Source organism: Rhodospirillales bacterium, from assembly GCA_016710335.1.
Taxonomy (GTDB): domain Bacteria; phylum Pseudomonadota; class Alphaproteobacteria; order Rhodospirillales; family Defluviicoccaceae; genus JADJXQ01.
On sequence record JADJXQ010000003.1, the window covers coordinates 100,124 to 119,127 of the forward strand.

At 65.4% G+C, this 19,004-nt stretch carries 21 protein-coding genes and 1 other RNA gene; 15 read left to right on the forward strand and 7 right to left on the reverse strand.

The window, feature by feature from the left end:
• The first annotated feature begins 22 nt into the window (after nt 1-22).
• From IPM60_06185 to IPM60_06235, 11 genes are all read left to right on the forward strand, one after another.
• Complete coding sequence (locus tag IPM60_06185; protein MBK8907484.1) at nt 23-790, forward strand: DUF3365 domain-containing protein; 768 nt, start codon at nt 23-25, stop codon at nt 788-790.
• Between the two features lie 20 nt (nt 791-810).
• On the forward strand, nt 811-2,436 hold the full coding sequence (locus IPM60_06190; GenBank protein MBK8907485.1) for a HAMP domain-containing protein: 1,626 nt from the start codon (nt 811-813) through the stop codon (nt 2,434-2,436).
• 1 nt (nt 2,437) lies between these two features.
• Nucleotides 2,438-4,903, forward strand: a complete 2,466-nt coding sequence (locus IPM60_06195; GenBank protein ID MBK8907486.1) for a PAS-domain containing protein — start codon at nt 2,438-2,440, stop codon at nt 4,901-4,903.
• A gap of 135 nt (nt 4,904-5,038) precedes the next feature.
• Nucleotides 5,039-5,431 carry a response regulator gene (locus IPM60_06200; protein MBK8907487.1) on the forward strand — a complete coding sequence of 131 codons (393 nt, stop codon included), beginning with the start codon at nt 5,039-5,041 and terminating at the stop codon, nt 5,429-5,431.
• Nucleotides 5,428-6,690: a response regulator gene (locus tag IPM60_06205; protein MBK8907488.1), complete on the forward strand. Its 1,263-nt coding sequence runs from the start codon at nt 5,428-5,430 to the stop codon at nt 6,688-6,690. Before IPM60_06200 ends, IPM60_06205 begins: the two co-directional genes overlap by 4 nt.
• Nucleotides 6,691-6,791: 101 nt before the next feature.
• Nucleotides 6,792-7,448: a hypothetical protein gene (locus tag IPM60_06210; GenBank protein ID MBK8907489.1), complete on the forward strand. Its 657-nt coding sequence runs from the start codon at nt 6,792-6,794 to the stop codon at nt 7,446-7,448.
• 37 nt (nt 7,449-7,485) lie between these two features.
• Nucleotides 7,486-7,971 (forward strand): GFA family protein, encoded by a 486-nt coding sequence (locus tag IPM60_06215; protein MBK8907490.1) that lies wholly within the window; start codon nt 7,486-7,488, stop codon nt 7,969-7,971.
• On the forward strand, nt 7,968-8,273 hold the full coding sequence (locus IPM60_06220) for a hypothetical protein (protein MBK8907491.1): 306 nt from the start codon (nt 7,968-7,970) through the stop codon (nt 8,271-8,273). The genes IPM60_06215 and IPM60_06220 overlap by 4 nt, the downstream gene beginning before the upstream one ends.
• 12 nt (nt 8,274-8,285) lie before the next feature.
• Nucleotides 8,286-8,621, forward strand: a complete 336-nt coding sequence (locus IPM60_06225) for a 4a-hydroxytetrahydrobiopterin dehydratase (protein ID MBK8907492.1) — start codon at nt 8,286-8,288, stop codon at nt 8,619-8,621.
• Nucleotides 8,622-8,736: 115 nt separating this feature from the next.
• Nucleotides 8,737-8,946, forward strand: a complete 210-nt coding sequence (locus IPM60_06230; GenBank protein ID MBK8907493.1) for a dodecin domain-containing protein — start codon at nt 8,737-8,739, stop codon at nt 8,944-8,946.
• A 325-nt stretch (nt 8,947-9,271) separates the two neighbouring features.
• On the forward strand, nt 9,272-9,571 hold the full coding sequence (locus IPM60_06235; GenBank protein MBK8907494.1) for a CBS domain-containing protein: 300 nt from the start codon (nt 9,272-9,274) through the stop codon (nt 9,569-9,571).
• A gap of 121 nt (nt 9,572-9,692) precedes the next feature.
• Here the strand turns inward: IPM60_06235 and IPM60_06240 are convergent, their stop codons facing one another.
• Genes IPM60_06240 through IPM60_06250 form a run of 3 tightly spaced genes read right to left on the reverse strand, consistent with a single transcriptional unit; the run spans nt 9,693 to nt 10,997 of the window.
• Complete coding sequence (locus IPM60_06240; GenBank protein MBK8907495.1) at nt 9,693-10,001, reverse strand: hypothetical protein; 309 nt, start codon at nt 9,999-10,001, stop codon at nt 9,693-9,695.
• Nucleotides 10,002-10,024: 23 nt separating this feature from the next.
• A complete protein-coding gene (gene recR, locus IPM60_06245) occupies nt 10,025-10,621 on the reverse strand; it encodes a recombination protein RecR (GenBank protein MBK8907496.1) in 597 nt (198 codons plus the stop codon).
• A gap of 52 nt (nt 10,622-10,673) precedes the next feature.
• Nucleotides 10,674-10,997: a YbaB/EbfC family nucleoid-associated protein gene (locus tag IPM60_06250; GenBank protein MBK8907497.1), complete on the reverse strand. Its 324-nt coding sequence runs from the start codon at nt 10,995-10,997 to the stop codon at nt 10,674-10,676.
• Nucleotides 10,998-11,249: 252 nt separating this feature from the next.
• On the opposite strand from IPM60_06250, the gene IPM60_06255 reads away from it, so the two are divergent.
• Nucleotides 11,250-12,527 carry a porin gene (locus tag IPM60_06255; GenBank protein MBK8907498.1) on the forward strand — a complete coding sequence of 426 codons (1,278 nt, stop codon included), beginning with the start codon at nt 11,250-11,252 and terminating at the stop codon, nt 12,525-12,527.
• 179 nt (nt 12,528-12,706) lie between these two features.
• Nucleotides 12,707-14,017 carry a porin gene (locus IPM60_06260; protein ID MBK8907499.1) on the forward strand — a complete coding sequence of 437 codons (1,311 nt, stop codon included), beginning with the start codon at nt 12,707-12,709 and terminating at the stop codon, nt 14,015-14,017.
• Between the two features lie 64 nt (nt 14,018-14,081).
• On the opposite strand, the gene IPM60_06265 is transcribed toward IPM60_06260, so the two are convergent.
• The 4 genes from IPM60_06265 to IPM60_06280 all read right to left on the reverse strand — a co-directional run bounded on the left by IPM60_06265 (nt 14,082) and on the right by IPM60_06280 (nt 17,171).
• Nucleotides 14,082-14,546 (reverse strand): CYTH domain-containing protein, encoded by a 465-nt coding sequence (locus IPM60_06265; GenBank protein ID MBK8907500.1) that lies wholly within the window; start codon nt 14,544-14,546, stop codon nt 14,082-14,084.
• Nucleotides 14,547-14,566: 20 nt separating this feature from the next.
• Entirely contained in the window at nt 14,567-16,468 is a 1,902-nt protein-coding gene (locus tag IPM60_06270) for a DNA polymerase III subunit gamma/tau (GenBank protein ID MBK8907501.1), read from the reverse strand.
• Nucleotides 16,469-16,515: 47 nt separating this feature from the next.
• Nucleotides 16,516-16,612: signal recognition particle sRNA small type (ffs, locus tag IPM60_06275), an RNA gene on the reverse strand.
• 58 nt (nt 16,613-16,670) lie between these two features.
• A complete protein-coding gene (locus IPM60_06280; protein ID MBK8907502.1) occupies nt 16,671-17,171 on the reverse strand; it encodes a hypothetical protein in 501 nt (166 codons plus the stop codon).
• 138 nt (nt 17,172-17,309) lie between these two features.
• On the opposite strand from IPM60_06280, the gene nudC reads away from it, so the two are divergent.
• Both nudC and IPM60_06290 read left to right on the forward strand, forming a co-directional pair.
• The gene (nudC, locus tag IPM60_06285) at nt 17,310-18,263 is read left to right on the forward strand and encodes an NAD(+) diphosphatase (GenBank protein MBK8907503.1); all 954 of its coding nucleotides are present in this window, start codon (nt 17,310-17,312) and stop codon (nt 18,261-18,263) included.
• 146 nt (nt 18,264-18,409) lie between these two features.
• Nucleotides 18,410-18,958: a GNAT family N-acetyltransferase gene (locus IPM60_06290; protein ID MBK8907504.1), complete on the forward strand. Its 549-nt coding sequence runs from the start codon at nt 18,410-18,412 to the stop codon at nt 18,956-18,958.
• Nucleotides 18,959-19,004: the final 46 nt, after the last annotated feature.

Genomic DNA, 19,004 nt, shown 5'->3' on the forward strand with positions numbered 1-19,004 from the left:
GGAACGAGCGGGGCGTAAAGCCATGATCTGGTCGCTGCTTGACTTGGCGCGTGTGGTCGGTGCCGCGGGCCTCGCGCTTCTGCTGTCTTTCGGAGCGATTGCGGATGACGCCGCCGGCAGTGCCGCGGACCAGGAAATCGCCGCCGATCTCGCCGAATTGTACCGCGCCGCGCGCACGGTGATCTCCAACAACCAGAGCCGCATCAATGACCCGGCCATCGGCGACAAGGGATTGTCCGGGGAAAAGGTGCTGGCCGATACCGTTGCGATCTTCTCCGAGCGCCACGGCTGGGATCCGCGCGATATCGATGGCGAAACCCGCCGCGGCGCCCTTCTGCAAGCCCAGATGGATGCCATCGTTCAAGTGATGGATGAACACCAGGACACCATCAACCAGAAGGGGATTGGCTTCAAGGGGTTCATCCCCGCGGTGTTCGGCCGACTGGTCAACGAGCGTTTCAACAGCCTTGCGGCCAACGATGCGGCGATGAAGTCGACGGCGCCGCGCTATCTGGTCCGCAACCGCAAGGCGCTGCCGGATGCCTGGGAAGAGCAGATCATCAATGACAAGCTGGCCTCGGCCGACTGGCCGGTCGGCAAGACGTTCGCGGCGGTGGCCGATATCGGCGGGCGCGACGCGGTCCGGGTGCTGGTGCCGGAGTATTACAGCCAGTCGTGCCTCGCCTGTCATGGCGAGCCCAAGGGCGAAATGGATGTGACGGGCTATCCCAAGGAGGGTGCGCATGAAGGGGACCTGGGCGGGGTCCTGAGCGTCACCCTATACCGGTAAGGGGGCCGGAGCACCCCTCCATGGCGATCCTGTCTCGAATGACGATCCGGGCGCGATTGATCCTGCTGTCCGGGTTGCTGCTCGCCGGGCTGATCTGGACCAACGCGTTCCTCGTTCACCGCCTGGAGCAGAACGCCGGGTCCCTGACCGCCCAGGTGACCCTGCGGGAGGTCCTCAAGACGGCTCATGCCGCGCAAAGATCCTTCGATGACCTCAAGTACTGGCTGACCGACTACGCCGTCAGCCTGCTGATCATTTCCGAACGAAACGCCGAGGCGGCGAAAACCGACTTCAGTGATCATCTCCGCTCTCTCTCTGCACGGGATCCGGAGACGGTCCGCGCCGCGGAGGAGTCCCTCGACGAACTGATGGCCGTAACCAAGAGAGCGATCGACGCCTACGCGGACGACAGGCGGGTTATCGGCAACACGCTCATGGCCCATGCCCGCATGCACATGAGCGCGATCGACGAGAGGCTCGAGGGGCTGATGGAGGACCTCAGCGCCGAGGCCGACGAGACCGGAGCGAGGGCCCGTGAAGAGGCGCATCAAGCCGTAGAGATCTCAATCGTTGTCGTTGTCGCGGCAGTCGCCGTCGGCATCGTGCTGACGTTCGTGGTGTTCCGCTCCATCGCCGATCCGCTGCGACGGCTCGTCGCCGCCATCGACGGCATCCGCAGCGGCGATCTTGGCACCGAGATCCCCCGCTTCGGCGGCGACGAGCTGGGTAGCATGAGCCGCGCCCTGGGCGAGTTGAAGCAGGCGCAGACGTCCCTGGTGCATGCCGAGAAGCTGGCGCTGCTCGGCCAACTCACCGCCGGCATTGCCCACGAAATCAAGAACCCGCTGAATTTCGTCAACAATTTCTCGGCGTTGTCGGTCGAACTGCTCGACGATCTCAAGGCGACGCTCGGCAAGTCGATCGCCGACCTCGATGACGATGCGCGGGCCGACGCCGAGGACCTGCTCGCTACTCTCACTGGCAACATGAGGAAGATCGGCGAGCACGGCAGGCGCGCCGACGGTATCGTCAAGAGCATGCTGGCGCATTCCCGCGAGGGGCCGGGTGAGCGGCGACCGGCCGAACTGAACGCCCTCGTCGAGGAAAGTCTCAACCTCGCCTACCACGGGGCCCGCGCTACGGATCCGACGTTCAACGTCACGCTCGATCGCGATTTCGACCCCGATGCAGGGACGGTTCGGATCGTTCCACCCGACATCAGCCGGGTTCTTCTCAACCTGTTCACCAACGGGTTCCACGCGACGCAGGAGCGGCTCAGGCGGGAAGGCGATACGGGCTACCGGCCGACGGTGCACGTGTCCACCCGCCGCATCGACGGTTTCGTGGAGATCCGGGTGCGCGACAACGGCACCGGCATCCCCCCAGCGGCGGTCAGCAAGATCTTCACGCCGTTCTTCACCACCAAGCCAGCCGGCGAGGGAACGGGCCTTGGGCTGTCGCTGAGCTACGACATCGTCGTCCACCAGCACGGCGGCAGGCTCGACGTCGACACCCGCCAGAATGACTACACCGAGTTCGTCGTCCAACTGCCGGATGCGGAGGAGGCGAGCGCAGGCTCCGGCACAGCGCCGTGGGCGGGGGATGGCGCGGCAGACGTGCAGCGCCGGCGTGTGGCGGGAGGTTGACATGGCAGGTCTCACGGCGGGGCCGGCCCGGACGGACGTGGAGAGTCCGGTCGGCCGGACGGCTTTGGTGGAAGCGGCGTTCGAGGCCATCGACCACGGCGTCGGCGTTTTGGATGCCGACCTCAACGTCGTCGTCTGCAATCGTAGATTCCTCGAGCTTCTTGACTGTCCGCCTTCGGGGTTGGGTGTGGGTGATCCCTGGGAAGCGTTCATCCGTCGCGTCGCCCAGGTCGAGGTCATTGCGGGCGAGGGGGGAGATAATGTGCAGTCGATGCTGGCGCGGGCGAGACGCGCGGAGCCCCATTGGATGGAGTGGTCGCGCGCCGACGGCACGGTGATCGAACTTCGCTGTCGTCCGCTAGACGGTGGTGGCCTGCTCGCCATCTGCTCCGACATCAGCGATCGCAGACGCGATGAACAGGAGGCACGGGAGCGCGAGCAGCGCCTCGTTCTCGCCGTCGAATCGATCTCCGCCGGGTTCTCGGTGTTCGACGCCGACGACCGCCTCGTCCTCTGCAACAGCCACTACAAGGACCACTATCCCGGCATTGCCGATCTCATTCGGCCCGGCGTCACGTTCGAGGAGATCGTGCGCACTGCATCAAAGCGCGACATCGTCGCCGACGCCGCCGAGGATGGCGAACATTGGGTCGATGCAAGGCTCGCGCAGCATCGGGCGCCCGCAGGGCCGATCGTGCAGCGGCAAAGCGACGGACGCTGGATCCAGATCGACGAAAAGAAGGCCGAGGACGGCGCCACCGTCGCCGTCTTCACCGACGTGACCAACCTTAAGCGGCGGGAGGAGGCGCTCAACCAGGCGATCCGCGAGAAGGACGCGGTACTGGCCGAGTTCAACGCGGTGATGGATACGATCGAATATGGCGTGCTGTTCCTGGGCCCGGACCTCTGCGCCCGCATCACCAATCACGCCTTCGGCAAGTTCTTCGAGTTCCCGGCGGAGCTTCTGGCGCGACGGGCCAATATCCGCGAATTCTTGGAGAGTTCTCACGAACGCGGTTTCTACCGGATTACGGATGCGGAGTTTCCGGCGTACGCCGATCAACGCATCGCCGCCATCGCCGCCGGCGACATCGCGCCCGTCGATCTTTCATTGGCAGACGGGCGGGTATTCCAGTTCCAGTGCAAGAGCCTCCCGGACGGCGGCCGGATGCTCACCTATTTCGATATCACCGAGCACAAACGGACCGAGGCGGCGCTCCGAGACAGCGAGCAGCGGTTCCGGGATTTCGCTGCGGCGTCGTCCGATTGGTTCTGGGAGATGGGCCCGGATCTCCGCTTCAGCTTCATTTCGGAACCGATGGAAACGTGGACCCAGGTGCCGCCGTCCCAGGTCCTCGGCAGGACGCGCGAGGAATTGGGCCGCGGCAGCCTCGACGAGAAGGCATGGCGGCGCCATCTCGACGACATCAACGCGCACCGGCCGTTCAAGAACTTCCGGTACCCCGTCAAGCGCATCGACGGCAGCGAGATGTGGATGAGCACCAGCGGTGTGCCGGTGTTCGCGCCGGACGGGTCGTTCCGCGGCTACCGCGGCAGCGCCTCCAACATCAATGCAGAGGTGCAGAGGGAGCGGGAACTGCGCGAGGCCAGGGACCAGGCGGAGCGGGCGCTTTTTGATTTGAAGAAGACCCAGACCAGCCTCGTCCACGCCGAGAAGCTGGCGCTGCTCGGCCAGCTTGTTGCTGGCATCGCCCACGAGATCAAGAACCCGCTCAATTTCGTAAACAACTTTTCGGCGCTGTGCATCGACTTGCTGGACGACCTCAGGGGATTGCTCGGAGACGCTTTGGCTGGTCTCGACGCCGACGTGCGCGCCGATGCCGAGGAGGTTCTCATGACCCTTGGCGGCAATCTCAGGAAGATCGGCGAGCACGGGGCGCGGGCCGACGGGATCGTCAGAAGCATGTTGGCGCACTCCCGTGAGGGACCGGGCGAGCGGCGGGCCGCCGATATCAACGCCGTCGTCGAGGAGAGCCTCAATCTCGCCTATCACGGCGCCCGCGCCTCGGATCCTTCCTTCAATGTCACCCTCGAACGGGATTACGGGGCGGACGCCGGAGCCGTCGAGATCATTCCGCAGGACGTCAGCCGGGTGCTCCTCAACCTTTTCACGAACGGGTTCCACGCCACCCACGAGCGGCTCAAGCGCGACGGCGACGCCGCCTACCGGCCGACGCTGAGGGTCTCGACCCGTCGCACCGACGGCGCCGTCGACATCCGGGTGCGCGACAACGGCACCGGCATTCCGCCCGCGGTGGCGGACAAGATTTTCACGCCGTTCTTCACCACCAAGCCGGCCGGCGAGGGGACGGGACTCGGGCTGTCGCTCAGCTACGACATCGTCGTTCATCAGCACAAGGGCCGGCTGGAGGTGGAGACGAGTCCCGGAGAATTCACCGAGTTCACCGTCCGCCTGCCGGCAGACACCGGCACCGCTTGCGAGTGATTGTCAAACCATGCACCGGCGTGAACCGGATCACAGACGTCTGCCCGCTGGTGAAGGAGAATCCCGGGGAGTAATTGGGAGATGCTTCGGGCGAACCACGCCGATCTCATGTTTCTCTAGAATGGAGTGCACCAAATGACCGCCAATCTGCTTCTCGTCGACGACGAGCCGGATGCTATCGAGCTGTTCCGGCAGTCTTTTCGGCGTGAGATCCGACAAGGCGCCTGTTCCATTCAGTTTGCGCAGTCCGGGGACGAGGCGTTGGATCTGCTCGCCCAATGCGGCCTGGCCGAACGCCTTTTGATGCTCTCCGACATCAACATGCCGGGCATGAGCGGGCTCGATCTCCTGCGGGAGGTCAAGCAGCGCTGGCCCGAACTTCCCGTCATCATGATCACCGCCTACGGCGATGCGGAGAAGCGGCGTCTGGCAAAGGACTTCGGTGCGAGCGATTTCATCACCAAGCCGGTGGATTTCACTCAACTCAAGGCGACGCTCGGCTCCCACATGCACGGAGACGGCATTTGACGCCAGCCAAGATCCTGGTCGTCGACGACGAGCCGGATCTCGAGCTTCTGGTCCGCCAGAAGTTCCGCCGCCGGATCCGTGATGGCGACTATCAGTTCTTGTTCGCGGGCGACGGCGAGGAGGCGCTGGCGGCGCTGGCTGCCGAGCCGGACGTCGACATCGTGCTCTCCGACATCAACATGCCGCGCATGGACGGTCTGACCCTGCTCGACCGCCTGCGGGACACGCCCGGGACGTTGCGGGCGCTCATCGTCTCCGCCTACGGCGACATGAAAAATATCCGCACCGCCATGAACCGCGGCGCCTTCGATTTCATCACCAAGCCGATCGACTTCGACGATCTGGAGATCACCCTCTCCAAGACCCTCGCCGATCTCAATGCGCTGCGCGATGCGGAGGAGCGGCGGGCAAAAGCGGAACGGGCACGCACCAACCTGGCCCGATATTTCTCGCCCAACCTGGCGCGCCACCTGGCCGAACATCCGGATACACTCGAGTTGCGGGGGGAACGCCGCGACCTCACGTTCCTGTTCACCGATCTCGCCGACTTCACGCCGCTGGCGGAAACGCTGGACCCCGCGATCATCGTCGAGGTGATGAACGCCTACATCGGCGGCTTGTCGCGTATCGTGTTCGCGCACGGCGGCACCATCGACACGGTGGTCGGCGACGCCATCCACGCCATGTTCGGCGCGCCCGTCGAGCAACCGGACCACGCCGCGCGGGCGGTCGATTGCGCTCTCGACCTAGACCGTTTCGCGGAGGACTTCGCGGCGCTAAACCAAGCTGCGGGACTGCCGATCGGCCACACCCGCATCGGCGTGCACTCCGGGCCGGCCACCGTCGGCAACTTCGGCGGCGACGCGTTTTTCCACTATACGGCGCACGGCGACGCCATCAATACGGCCGCCCGCCTGGAAAACGCGAACAAGCGCCTGGGAACCCGCGTCTGCGTCAGCGCCGACACCGTCGCCGCCATTCCGGGCTTCGCCGGGCGGCCGATCGGCACCCTGGTGTTGAAGGGCAAGGACACCGTCATCAAGGCGTTCGAGCCCGTCTGTGGCGACGCCATGGCAAGCGACGCCGCGGCTGCATACCTTGCCGCGTTCGCGCAGTTGGAGGCCGGCGACGCCGGCGCGATGCAAAGCTTCGCCGCCCTGGTCGGCCGCGACGGCCAGGACCCATTGGCGCGGTTTCATCTCAAGCGTCTTCTCGCGGGCGACACCGGTACTCGCATCGTCCTCGCCGACGCAACCTGACCGGCCTGATCCTCCTGGTTGGGCACGGGAGCGATCGCCAGCTTGAGCAATCACCCGACCGGGGCATAAACTCAACGGTCTTGTGAAGGAGATCGGGCGGGATGGCATCCGACACGAAGCTGGCGCAATTGCTGGTCTCCCGCCTGTGCCACGATTTGGTCGGGCCGGCGGGGGCGCTTGCCAACGGCGTCGACCTGTTGAAGGAACTTGGCGGGGATGGCGAAATCGTCGATCTCATTGCCGCCAGCGCCGGCCGCCTGGCGCACCAACTCGATTTCTTCCGCGTCGCCTTCGGTTTGCGCGGCGGCGACGATCCTCATTCAGGTTGGGATGAGGCGCGGCGCCTCGCCGCCGGCATCGTCGACGGAACCCGGATCGGAATCGACTGGCCGGATGGCGCGGGCGATGCGCCGGTGCCCGCCGCCGCTCTCCGCCTGGTGCTGTGCCTGGTGCTGGTGGCGCGGGACGCCCTGCCGCGGTCCGGCACCATCACCGTGCGCATCGGCGATGCGCGCGGCTCCGCGGGCAGCGGCCTCAACGCCATCGTCTGCGCTCATGGCGAGCGCGTTGTGCTGAACGATGATCTGGTGACCGCACTCGAGGCTCGATCTCAAGTCGATGAGGTGTCGCCGCGCACGGTCCACGGCGATTTCGCCGCCCGGTTGGCGCGCTCGCTCGGCGCCGTCATCACCCTCGATCGGCCGTCGGCCGGCGAAGCGCGCCTCTCCCTCTCGGGCGCGGTTGATCCCGCACAGTAAAATGGCCACGGTGCAGACGGCTGCAGGGAGGCGAAGGATGCAGATCGAAGGGTCATGTCATTGCGGATCGGTGCGGTTCGCCCTCGAATGTCCGCATCCCTATCCGTTCAACCTTTGTTACTGCTCCATCTGCCGCAAGACCGCCGGCGGCGGCGGCTTCGCCATCAACCTCGGCGGGCTGTCCGGCACCCTGCAGGTCAGCGGCGACGAAAATATCCGCGTCTACCGGGCGAGGATCGCCGACGACAGCGGCGGCGAGAAGATCAGCCCCGCCGAGCGGCGCTTCTGCGGGATCTGCGGCAGCGCGCTGTGGCTGTGGGATCCGCGGTGGCCGGAACTTGTCCATCCATTTGCGTCGGCCGTCGACACGCCGCTGCCGGTTCCGCCGGACCGCACCCACCTGATGCTGGCGTTCAAGGCGCCATGGGTGGACGCCGCAATTGGCGCCAGCGACCAGACGTTCTCGCAGTACCCGGAAGAGTCCATCGCTGCTTGGCACGAACGCCACGGGCTCGCCGGTTGATCCTGATCGCCCTTGTCGCAGGGATCGACGATCCCCATCTGCGAATGCGAGTCCTTAGCGATTTCGAGCAGATGGAAGGTGTGGCTATGGATTGGGTTCATTCGCGGATCATGAGCACGACGGCCGTCGGCGACGCCGTCGTGATATTCGGCGAAGACGGATGGCAGGCGCTTCCCTTCGGGCTGGAAGGCGGTTCCTTCGGCGTCTACCCGACCCGCGAGCGCGCCATCGAGATGGTGGAGTCGGCGGCGGGGGATGTGGCCTGCTGCGTCGGCCACCTGGCCGCCGATTCGCATCTGTAAGGCTGCAGGCAGATGGTGGACGACCTTGCGCGCAAGTCATGCGTGGCGTGCCGAGGCGATGTGCCGCCGCTCGCGGACGACGCGGCGGCGGCGTATCTGGAACAGACGCCGGCCTGGGCCCTCGCCCGCGACCCCATGCGCATACAGCGGCGCTTTACGTTCGGAAACTTCCGCGAGGCGCTTGCCTTCGTCAACCGCGTCGGCGAGCTCGCCGAGGCCGAAGACCATCACCCGGAGATCCACTTCGGCTGGGGGTACGCCTTCATCGAGATATTTACCCATAAGATCAACGGCCTGCACGAGAATGATTTCGTCCTGGCGGCGAAGATCGATAATCTGGGGCAGTGATCTGACGCTTCGAGGCGACTGTATTGACGAAGTGCCCGTTCAAGGATGACGCCCGCCGACGCGCCGGTGAATCAACGAAGTAAATTAGCAGGACAGATTGGGACAGGAGGCTTGAATGGGTGACCGTGTCTACAAGAAGGTCGAACTGGTGGGTACATCCACCGTCGGTGTCGAGGACGCCATTCAGAACGCCGTCGCGACGGCATCGAAAACGTTGAAAAATCTCGACTGGTTCGAGGTTCAGGAGGTGCGCGGGCATGTCGAGGACGGCCGCGTCGCGCATTACCAAGTCGTCATCAAGGTCGGCTTCCGCATCGAGGCTTAGAGCCGGAATCGTCACAACCAATACCTCATCCTGAGCTTGACGATGGCCGAGCTTGGACCTCCCATTGGCGGACGCCCCGCGGGTTCAGGGGTGAGGATACCCTGGGAAACGGTGCCCGCAGCAATCTGCCGAGGCGCGCCAATCGCGGGTTCGGCGCACGATATTTCCCGCAGCGTGTAATCCACGATTTCCCGCAGCGTGTAATCCGCGTCACAGAAGGTGACGGCCGAATGTGGCAAAATCCTAAAACCCGACAAGGCCGGTCGACAAAGCGCCGGAGCCAGGAGACGGGTCGGGAGAACGGCCAGCCATCGGAGTAAGCGCCATGTTGATGCGGATTGCGGATATCTCTGTGGGAAACGGCGTGTCGATCGAGGCGTCGGCGAGCGTTGCGGCTGCGGCTCTGCACATGCGCGATCAGGGTGTGGACAGACTGGTCGTGGTGGAGGACGGGCGCATCGTCGGCTCCCTTGGCGACCGGGAAATCATCATTGGCTGCATCTCGAAGCGGCGTCTGCCATCCCGCGTGCTGGTGGGCGACATCATGTCCGCGGCGGCGGCGGCGGCGGCGGTGACGGTGGAAGCGGATGCGTCTCTGCAAGGAGCCAGCCTGGAGGCGCTCTGACGTGGCGCACTGGTCGACCGCAGGCGGCGGCGGGCTACACCGTGCTAATCAGCCCCACGGCGGACGACTGGGCAGCGTGAACCATCGAAAGGTGTCCGCCGCGAGGCGGCTGTAGCGCTGGTCAGGCTCGTGGACGTTTGTCCTGAACCCTGATCTGCCTGAGATCGTGAAGCGCGCTCTCGATCAACCTGTCGCCGATCGATGTGCCGCGTCCGCCGACGTGTATGGCGCGCTCCAGCTTGTGCATGACTTCCGCTTCGTTGCGCGCACGCGCGCCGACAAGGCGGTCGAACAGCGACTTCAGCCGGAGGTCGAACCGGCTTTCATCCCGGCTTCGGTCGTAGGGACCATGCACCGACTCCCATTGGTCGATTTCAACTAGCAGACCGCCGATGTCTCGATGGATGTCAGCGACGCTTTGGTCGGTCATGTGGCCGCGTCCGGTTCGTCCGTTCAGTTCTTGTCCAGGCGGCGGCGGGCGCGCAAGGCGGCGTTCAACGTCCCGTCGTCGAGATAGTCCAGTTCGCCGCCGACGGGCATGCCGAGGGCGAGGCCGGAAACCGTTACGTCGCACCCGGCGAGCCGATCGGCCACATAGTGGGCCGTGGTCTGGCCGTCCACCGTGGCGTTGGTCGCCAGGATCACCTCCGTGACCTCCGCGGCGGCGGCCCGAGCCAGCAAGCTCTGAATGCTGAGATCGTCGGGGCCGATGCCGTCGAGCGCCGACAGGGTGCCGCCGAGCACGTGATAGCGGCCGCGGAAGGCGCCGCCTCGCTCCAGCGCCCAAAGATCGGCAACGTCTTCGACGACGCAAAGGGTGGCCGCATCGCGGCGCGGATCGCTGCAGACGCCGCATGGGCTGCGGGTATCCAGGTTGCCGCAGACCGAACAGGTGCGGACGTTGTTCGCCGCCGCCGTCAGCGCCGCCGCCAGCGGTTCCAGCACCCGTTCCCGCCGCTTCAGCATATGCAACACCGCGCGGCGCGCCGAGCGGGGCCCCAGCCCCGGCAACTTGGCGAGTGCCCGGATGAGGCTGTCGATTTCGTTCATCGCCCAGCTTACATCAGCGAGGCCGGAATGACAGGTCGCCGGCGATGCAGTTCTACATTGGCAACTGCATGCCGGGCGGCAGCTTCAACCCGCCCGTCAACTCCGACATGCGCTCGGCGATGTGCGCTTCCACCTTGCTCTTGGCGTCGTTGAACGCCGCGACCATTAGGTCCTCCAGAACCTCGATCTCGGTGGGGTCGGCCACCGATGGGTCGATCTGCACCGACCGCGCTTCGGCTTTGCCGTTCAACGTCACCTGCACGAGACCGCCGCCGGACGAGCCGGTGACCTCGGTGCTCGCCAACTGTTCCTGCATCTCGGCCATCTTGGCCTGGATCTGCTGTGCCTGCTTCATCATTTGGCCGATGTTCTTCATGCCGTACGTTCTCCAATCGGTGACGCGATCCCGCAGGATCGCTCGGTGCGGCTCTGTGTAAACCGAATGTCAGCTCAACATAAGCCGATTGACGCCAAAGAGACATTGCTGCCTCGCCGTTGTGGAAGCCTGGCGATAATGCCCTGCAATCGCAAATGAACTCACTGGGGAGGCGGATTGTTGCACAGTGGTCACAGTGGTGAACAAATGACGCAGGCGCTGTCTGGCGAGACTTGAACGCAGATGTGCTTCGTGGCTTCATGCACTTGTTCCCAGGTGGGCGTCTCCCGCGGAGGTGGTCCTGCCAAGGCATGCGAATCCGGGGAACTTTTTGTAGGGCATGGAGAGGGAAATGATGAAAAAAGTACTTTTGGCACCACCGCTCTGGCGACGGCCGGTCTGATCGCCGGGGTAGCGGGCGACGCCGCGGCGGCTGAGCGGATCAAGATCGAAGTGCACGGCTACATGCAACAGTTCGTCGTCGGACTGGACCAGGATTTCAACGACACGGACGCCGGCCGCACCCCGCAGGGGTACAAGGCGGCGGTCATCGACGAAAAGATGAACCCTGAAATCTGCTTCGTCGGCGAGACGACGCTGGACAACGGCATCACCGTCGGCGTCAACGTCCAGTTGGAAGGCCAGCTTGCGCCCACGGATTACATCGACGAACAGTACATGTATCTGGAGAGCAAGAGCTTCGGCAAGCTGATCCTCGGCTCCGAAAACAACGCCGCCTACCTCCTCAAGGTCGGCGCACCGGACGGCGGCATCAGCGTCGACTCCGGCGACGTCATCAACAATTCGTTCTATATCAACACTGCCATTTCTGACTTTTTCGACACTCCGGCGGGCACCACGGCGCTCCGCAACAACGACAACGACTCCCAGAAGATCATGTATTTCACTCCGCGTTTCGCCGGGTTCCAGGCGGGCTTGTCCTACGCGCCGAAGCTGCAGCCGGGTGGCGGCGATGGCAACAGCCCGGACGTCTCGGTCGGCGGCGCGGGCAACGGCAGCGGCCAGCACAACGCCTGGGCCGGCGGCTTGAACTATACGACGAAGTTCGGCGCCTTCGACGTTGCCGCTTACGGTGGCCTGCACTGGGCAAAAGAGACTGCCGAACTCAACGGCGGTGGTGACGACGGGTACATGTTTGCCTGGGGCACCGGCGCCCAGATCGGATTTGCCGGCTTCTCGGTGGGTGGTTCGTACCACGATGTCCAGGAAGGCATGCGCACCACGACGACTTCAATGGAGGGCTCGTCCTACGCCCTGGGCGCCGCCTACGAAGTTGGGCCATATTTGGTCGGCGTACAGTGGATCGATGGCGACAACGAAGGCGCGATTGCCGATCCCAGCGATCAGAACCACCAGACCTTGGCCGTGTCGGGATCCTACACCATGGGCCCCGGCGTGCGGTTGGTCGGCGGTTTCTTCTGGTTTGACGACGAAGCTGAAGACACAGTCGCCACCCAGTCCGACACCGACGGCTGGGGTTTGACGGCAGGCTTCAAGGTAAGCTTCTGATCTTCTCGCGTTCTACGGTGGGAAGGCGGCTCCGGTCGCCTTCCGCATCGGCCTAGAAGTTCGATGGCCTAACGGTTCGATTCCGGCGCCGTTCATCGGGCGGGTCGAACCCTCGGATTCATCACGAAAGCGACAGCCGGCACCGATCTCAGTGCCGGCACCGGTAGGGGTGTGTCCCGATGTCGATGACGAAACGGCTTCTCAGCACCACCGCTCTGGCGTCCGCCGGGTTGGCTTTGGCATTCTCCGGAGACGCCGGGGCGATCGAGCCCTTGAAGGTGCCGAGCGCAGGCCGCATCAAAATCGAGGTGCACGGCTACATGCAGCAGCTGATTGTCGGCCTCGATCAGGATTTCAACGACGACGACGCCGGCCGCACGCCTCAGGGGTACAAGGCCGCCCCGCTCGACGTAAAGATGAACCCGGAAATCTGTTTCGTTGGCGAAACGGCGCTAGATAACGGCATCACCGTCGGCGTCAACGTCCAGTTGGAAGGCCAACTCCCCACGGACGATTACATCGACGAGCAGTACCTTTACCTCTCCAGCGATTCGTGGGGCAAGGTCATACTCGGATCCGAGAACAACGCCGCCTATCTCCTCCATGTCGGATCCCCGGATGGGGGAATCAGCGTGGACTCCGGCGACGTCATCAACAATTCTTTCTATGTCAACACCGCCATTCTGGATTTCTACGATTCGCCGGCGGGCACCACGTTTCTTCGCAACAACGACAACGATTCCCAGAAGATCACCTACATCACGCCTCGTGTCGCCGGATTTCAGCTCGGCGTTTCCTACATCCCCAAGCTGCAGCCGGGCGGTGGCGATGGCAACAATCCGAACTTCGAGGTGGGCGGCGCCGGCAACGGCAGCGGCCATCACAACGGCTGGGCGGGCGGACTGAACTACACCCAGAACTTCGGACAGTGGACCCTTGCCACCTACGGCGGCGCCATGTGGGCGGAACAGACGACGGCTCTCGACAGCGACGGGAGCGACGACGACCTGTTCGCCTACGGTTTGGGCGCGCAGACCGGGTTCGCGGGCTTCAAGGTGGGCGGCGCCTATCACCAGGTCACGAGCGGTAAACGAACCGCCGGCGGGCCGGGCGTTATCAACCTCGGCGGGGGCCCGGACTTCGTGTCCACCACGGCGGGCGCCGCGACATCCATGAAGGGCTGGTCCTATTCGGTGGGCGGCAGCTACGAAACCGGCCCCTACGAGGTGGGCGTCGCGTGGCTGCAAAGCTCGACGGAGGGCGCCGTGGGCGATCCCAGCGATCAAGAGCACAAGGTGCTTGCGGTGTCCGGGTCCTGGGGGCTTGGCCCCGGAGTGCGGATGGTAGGCGGCTTCTTCTGGTTCGACGACGATGCGGAGGACACCCGCTTCACCGGCAATATCGGCACCAATCCGGCGCAATTCGTCGAAAACACCCGCTCCGACACCGACGGCTGGGGCCTCGTCGCCGGGCTCAAAGTGAGCTTCTAGCCGCCGTCCTGTCCGCCTCGTAGGGCAGGTTGGCGTCGGCGTAACCCGCCGCCGGGCGCAGTGGTCACCACCGCGTGAACGGGTGGCGGAAGAGATTGACGTTGAGATAACGGGTGTCGTTGCTGACCTCGGCGCCGACCCACGCCGGCAGGGCGATATCCTGATCCTCGTGTTGCAATTCCACCTCGGCGATGATCAGGCCGGCGTTTTCGCCTTCGAACACGTCGATCTCCCAGATGCAGCCCCCGTGGTCGCGCACGTAGCGGGTCTTCTCGATGAGGGGTCGCTGGCACAGGCCGTCCAGCATGGCGTCGGCGTCGTCGCGGGGGATCGCGTACTCGAACTCCTCTCTCGCCAGCCCCCGCATCGCGCCCTTGATGGTCAGGTAGCCGTGTTCCCCCCGGGTGCGGACGCGGATATTGCGCTCCACATCGGTGCACAGGTAGCCCTGACGGATCGGGAGCCCCGCGGCGCCGGAGCGCCACCCGTCCCCGCGGACCAGGAACTTGCGTTCGATTTCCTTGGGCATGGAACCGCCTCGATTTATGGTCAGGGACTGTCGCTGAGTGTGGGGTCGGATTCGTCGTCCGTGTCTTGCACCAATGCGGCGTCCGGCTGAATGTCCGGCGGTTCGCCGCCCGGCGGTGCCGGCGCGGGACGGACGCTGTCGACGGTGGCGCCGGGGAACACGTCCAGGATCTCGCGGATCAGCGGATGCCGGGCGACTTCCGACAAGGCGGCGGCTTCTGCAGTCCGATCCTGTTGTTCCAAGGTCAACTCGCCGCCCGCTTTCGCGACGCTGATCCACCAGCGCCGCCGAGTGTGCGCGTTGAGCAGCCGCGCCCAACGTTGCGTAAGATCGCGGGGCGCCAAATCGTCGAGGTGAATCTCGATCTTTCCCGCTTCGAAATGGACAAGGTGAACCAGCGTCCGGAGATGGGCGGACAATTCGCCCTCACCAACGCTCGAGACCAGCTCGACGGCGTCACGAAAGCTCTGGGGGTCGGCGCGGGGGCCCGCATCGTCCCTCGGGCGGGGCTCTGCGGCCGAATCGTCGACAGGTTGAACGAGCGCCGCGCTCGGGCTGTGAGACCGCCCTCCCAGTGGCTGCGGCGGATGGCGCGCGGGCGGGTGGTTCGTAGCCGAAGCCGCCGTCTCCACAGCGTCGGACGCCCGCCCGGACCCCACATCCGCAGGCGCGTTCGGGGTGGAGCCCGCCGGCACCGGCGGGCGCCCGGACCCCCACGCCTTGAGAGCCTCTTCGGGTGTCGGCAGGCGAGACGCATACACCAGGCGCACCAGCACCATTTCCGCCGCCTGCAACGGCGATGGCGCGAAGCGGATTTCCCCGAGACCTTTCAACAGCATCTGCCAAGCGCGCGTCACTTCCCCCATACTGAGCCGGTCCGCCATGGCCCGGCCGCGCGTCCGCTCAACCTCCGGTATTCCTGGCGCGTCGGCCGCCTCGGGCGCGACCTTGATGCGGGTCAGCCAGTGGGTGAGGTCGAGCAGGTCCTCGAACACGAGCGCCGCGTCGCCGCCGACGGCGTCAAGGTCCGCGAGCAGCGCGAGCGCCGCCGGCGCGTCGCCCCTCATCGCCGCGTCGAACAGATCGAACACCTTGGTCCGATCCGCGAGGCCCAGCATCGCGCGCACCGCCTCGGCGGTGACAACGCCATCCGTATGGGCGATGGCTTGATCGAGCAGCGACAATCCGTCCCGCACGCTGCCGTCGGCGGCGCGGGCGACGATGTGCAGCGCTTCCGGTTCCGCCGTTGCGTTCTCTTGCGCCACGATGCCCGCGAGATGCGCCGCCAAGGTCGCTGCGTCGACGCGCCTCAAGTCGAAGCGCTGACACCGGGACAGGACCGTGACCGGCACCTTGCGGATCTCGGTGGTGGCGAACAAGAACCGCACGTGCTCCGGCGGCTCCTCCAACGTCTTGAGCAGCGCGTTGAAGGCGTTTTTCGACAGCATGTGTACTTCGTCGATGATGTAGACCTTGTAGCGCGCCGACGTCGGCCGGTAGCGCACCCCCTCGATCACCTCGCGAATGTCGTCGATGCCGGTGCGGCTGGCGGCGTCCATCTCCAGCACGTCCACGTGCCGGTCCTCTGCGATGGCGACACAGTGCTCGCAGACCCCGCATGGCGTGGCGGTCGGCCCGCTGCTAGCGTCCGAGCCGCCGCCGTCGCGGCCGACGCAATTGAGGGCGCGGGCGATGATGCGGGCGGTAGTGGTCTTGCCGATGCCGCGCACCCCGGACAGCATGTACGCCTGGGCGAGGCGGCCCGACCGAAAGGCGTTGGACAACGTGCGGACCAGCGCCTCCTGTCCGATCAACGCATCGAACGTCGCCGGTCGGTACTTGCGGGCGAGGACGCGATAGGGGGCGCCGCCCGGCGACGCGGCGGACTTGCTGGGTTCGGTATCGGAGTTGGGTTCGGGCATGGTGGCGGCGGTCACGATCCTGCCGGCAGGCTGCCGCAAGGGGCGAAGTGGGAGACTGAACAGGCGACCCGGGCAGAACTCGTTACGGCTGCTTCCTTCCGGACCTGACCGGATTGGCGAGGGGCCCGTCCGCCGCCAGCCTCCCACCCGCACTATAGCCGGGAAGCGCGCGGAGCGAAACCGGGCTTCGCGCTCTCCTCGTCTATCGAACCTGAACGACGCCGAATCCTTGACCGGTTTCAGGCGAGAGGCCGAGATCCACGTAGGTCATGCCGAACAGATCTGTGTCCTTGAACTCGTAGCGCCCGTCGAGCAGGGGCATGAAGCGCACTTCCGCGGTGCCGTTCGCCGGCACCGCAACGCGGGTGTAGCACCCCGCCGGCTGCGACCGGCCGTCGACCGCGATGCCGTCCAGCACTACGGTGCGGAACAGGTCCGGCGCCGAGAACTCATGGCGCTCGTCATCGCCGTTGCTGAAGCGGAGCACATAGGGCCGCTCGCGGAGCAGGCCGATCACTATTGGACTGAAGTCGTCGTGGCGAATGCGGACGTCGACCGTCTGTGCCGCCGACCAGTCGACCTCCGCCGCACGTCCGCTGGCATCGGGAATACAGCCCGCCGTCTCGTGGGTGCCGTCGCTTGCGCATCCGGCAAGCATTGCGCCAACGGCCGCAAGCGCCGCCCGCCGCCATACAACCCTCATCGCCTCTGCTCCGACTGTGGGATCAGCTTATCGGGATAACGAGACAAATCTTCACAACTTTAACGCGCCGGGCCCGGAACCACAACGATGGTCTGCGACGGCGTTGTCGCAGGTCCGCGCCTGTGGCAGGTTGGCGCCATGTTGCACGGCCTTTTCTATGCCGGGTGCGGTCTCGACCGCTGCGCGCGGCAGCGGCAGGACGCGATGTGGGTTGCGGCGCGGCTTGCGGATGCTGAGACGCGGTTGCTGCCGGTGTGGCGCGAGCGCAGTCTGATCCGGGCGGGCGCGGAGCCGCGGCCATTGGCCATCCTCGGCGGCGACTCCTGCGGCATCATCGCGGCGGCAGATCATGTCATTGTCCTCGGGATGGACGACGCTGGCGCCGCATGGCTGGCAGCGGATCTATCGTCGCACGAGGAGGATGCGGTGCAGGCGATGCTGCAGGGTGCGGCGGCAGGCGCCGGCGCCGGCAAGTTGGCGGAACTGCGGCGGGTGAGCGCCCTGATGGCGCCGGCGGATGCGGCGCTTCTGGCTTACGCCCGCGGCATCGTGCACTGGCACCGGCGCCATCGGTTCTGTAGCGCCTGCGGATCGAAGACAGAGAGCCGCGACGGGGGGCATCTGCGTGTCTGTGTCGCCGCCGCTTGCCGGGCGGAGCATTTTCCGCGGACCGATCCGGCGGTGATCATGCTGGTCACCCGTCCAGGACCCGACGGCGGCGCATGCCTGCTCGGCCGCCAGGCGCAGTGGCCGCGCGGCATGATGTCGACGCTGGCCGGTTTCGTCGAGCCGGGCGAGACCCTGGAGGAGGCGGTCGTCCGCGAGGTGCGCGAGGAGGCGGGCATCAGTGTGAGCCGGTGTCGCTATCGCGGCTCCCAGCCGTGGCCGTTCCCGTCATCGTTGATGCTCGGCTTCCGCGCCGAGGCCGAAGCGGATGCGGCGATCGTGCTGGATATGGATGAGCTCGCGGACGCGCGCTGGTTCACGCGCAACGACATTGCGCGATTTTCGGGGGCCGGCCTGCGGCTGCCCCGCGCCGATTCCATCGCTCGCCGGCTGGTGGAGGAATGGATGTGCGAAGCTGACGGATAAACAACCTGGAACGGGTCCGCCGGGGCAATGGCTGACCGAGGAAATTACGCTGCATGCCACGAACGGGGTTCCCATTCTCGCGACACCTGAGGTATCTTTGAGGGATTACGGGAGGAAAACCTCTAACTGGCCGAAAGAAGCCGAGGATGATCATCATACGGGACTCTCGACCCACAGACGCAGCGGCTATCGCGTCCGTTCATGTGGACTCGTGGCGAAGTGCCTACGCCGGGCTGCTTCCCGACAAACTCCTGATCGACATGTGCAAAAAGTCTCAGACGGCGCGTTGGGCGCGGGCCATCGGAGGCGGGGACGGGTCGCAAACGGTGCTGGTCGCCGACATCCCGACCGTCGGCGTGGTCGGTTTCGGAAACTGTGGGCCGGCTCGCAGCAAGAGGTTGCGTCATGCCGGCGAGGTCTACATGCTCTACGTGCGGCCCGAACACCAGGACCGCGGCATCGGGCGCAAGCTCTTGTATCGGCTGTTCGATTCCCTTGTGGTGCGGGGCATGACCTCGGCCGTGGTGTGGGTGCTGGCGGAAAACCCGTCCCGTTTCTTTTACGAAACCATGGGTGGGCGCTGCGTCGCCGAGCGCACCGGCAGCCAATGGGACGCCGACCTCCGCGAGGCCGCCTACGGTTGGGATGATCTCGCCCACGTCCGACACCGCAGCGACGCCCGCAAGGCCCGCTGAGGCTGCCAATCCCGCTTCTTCAGGCGACGCTGCGGCCTCTCATAGC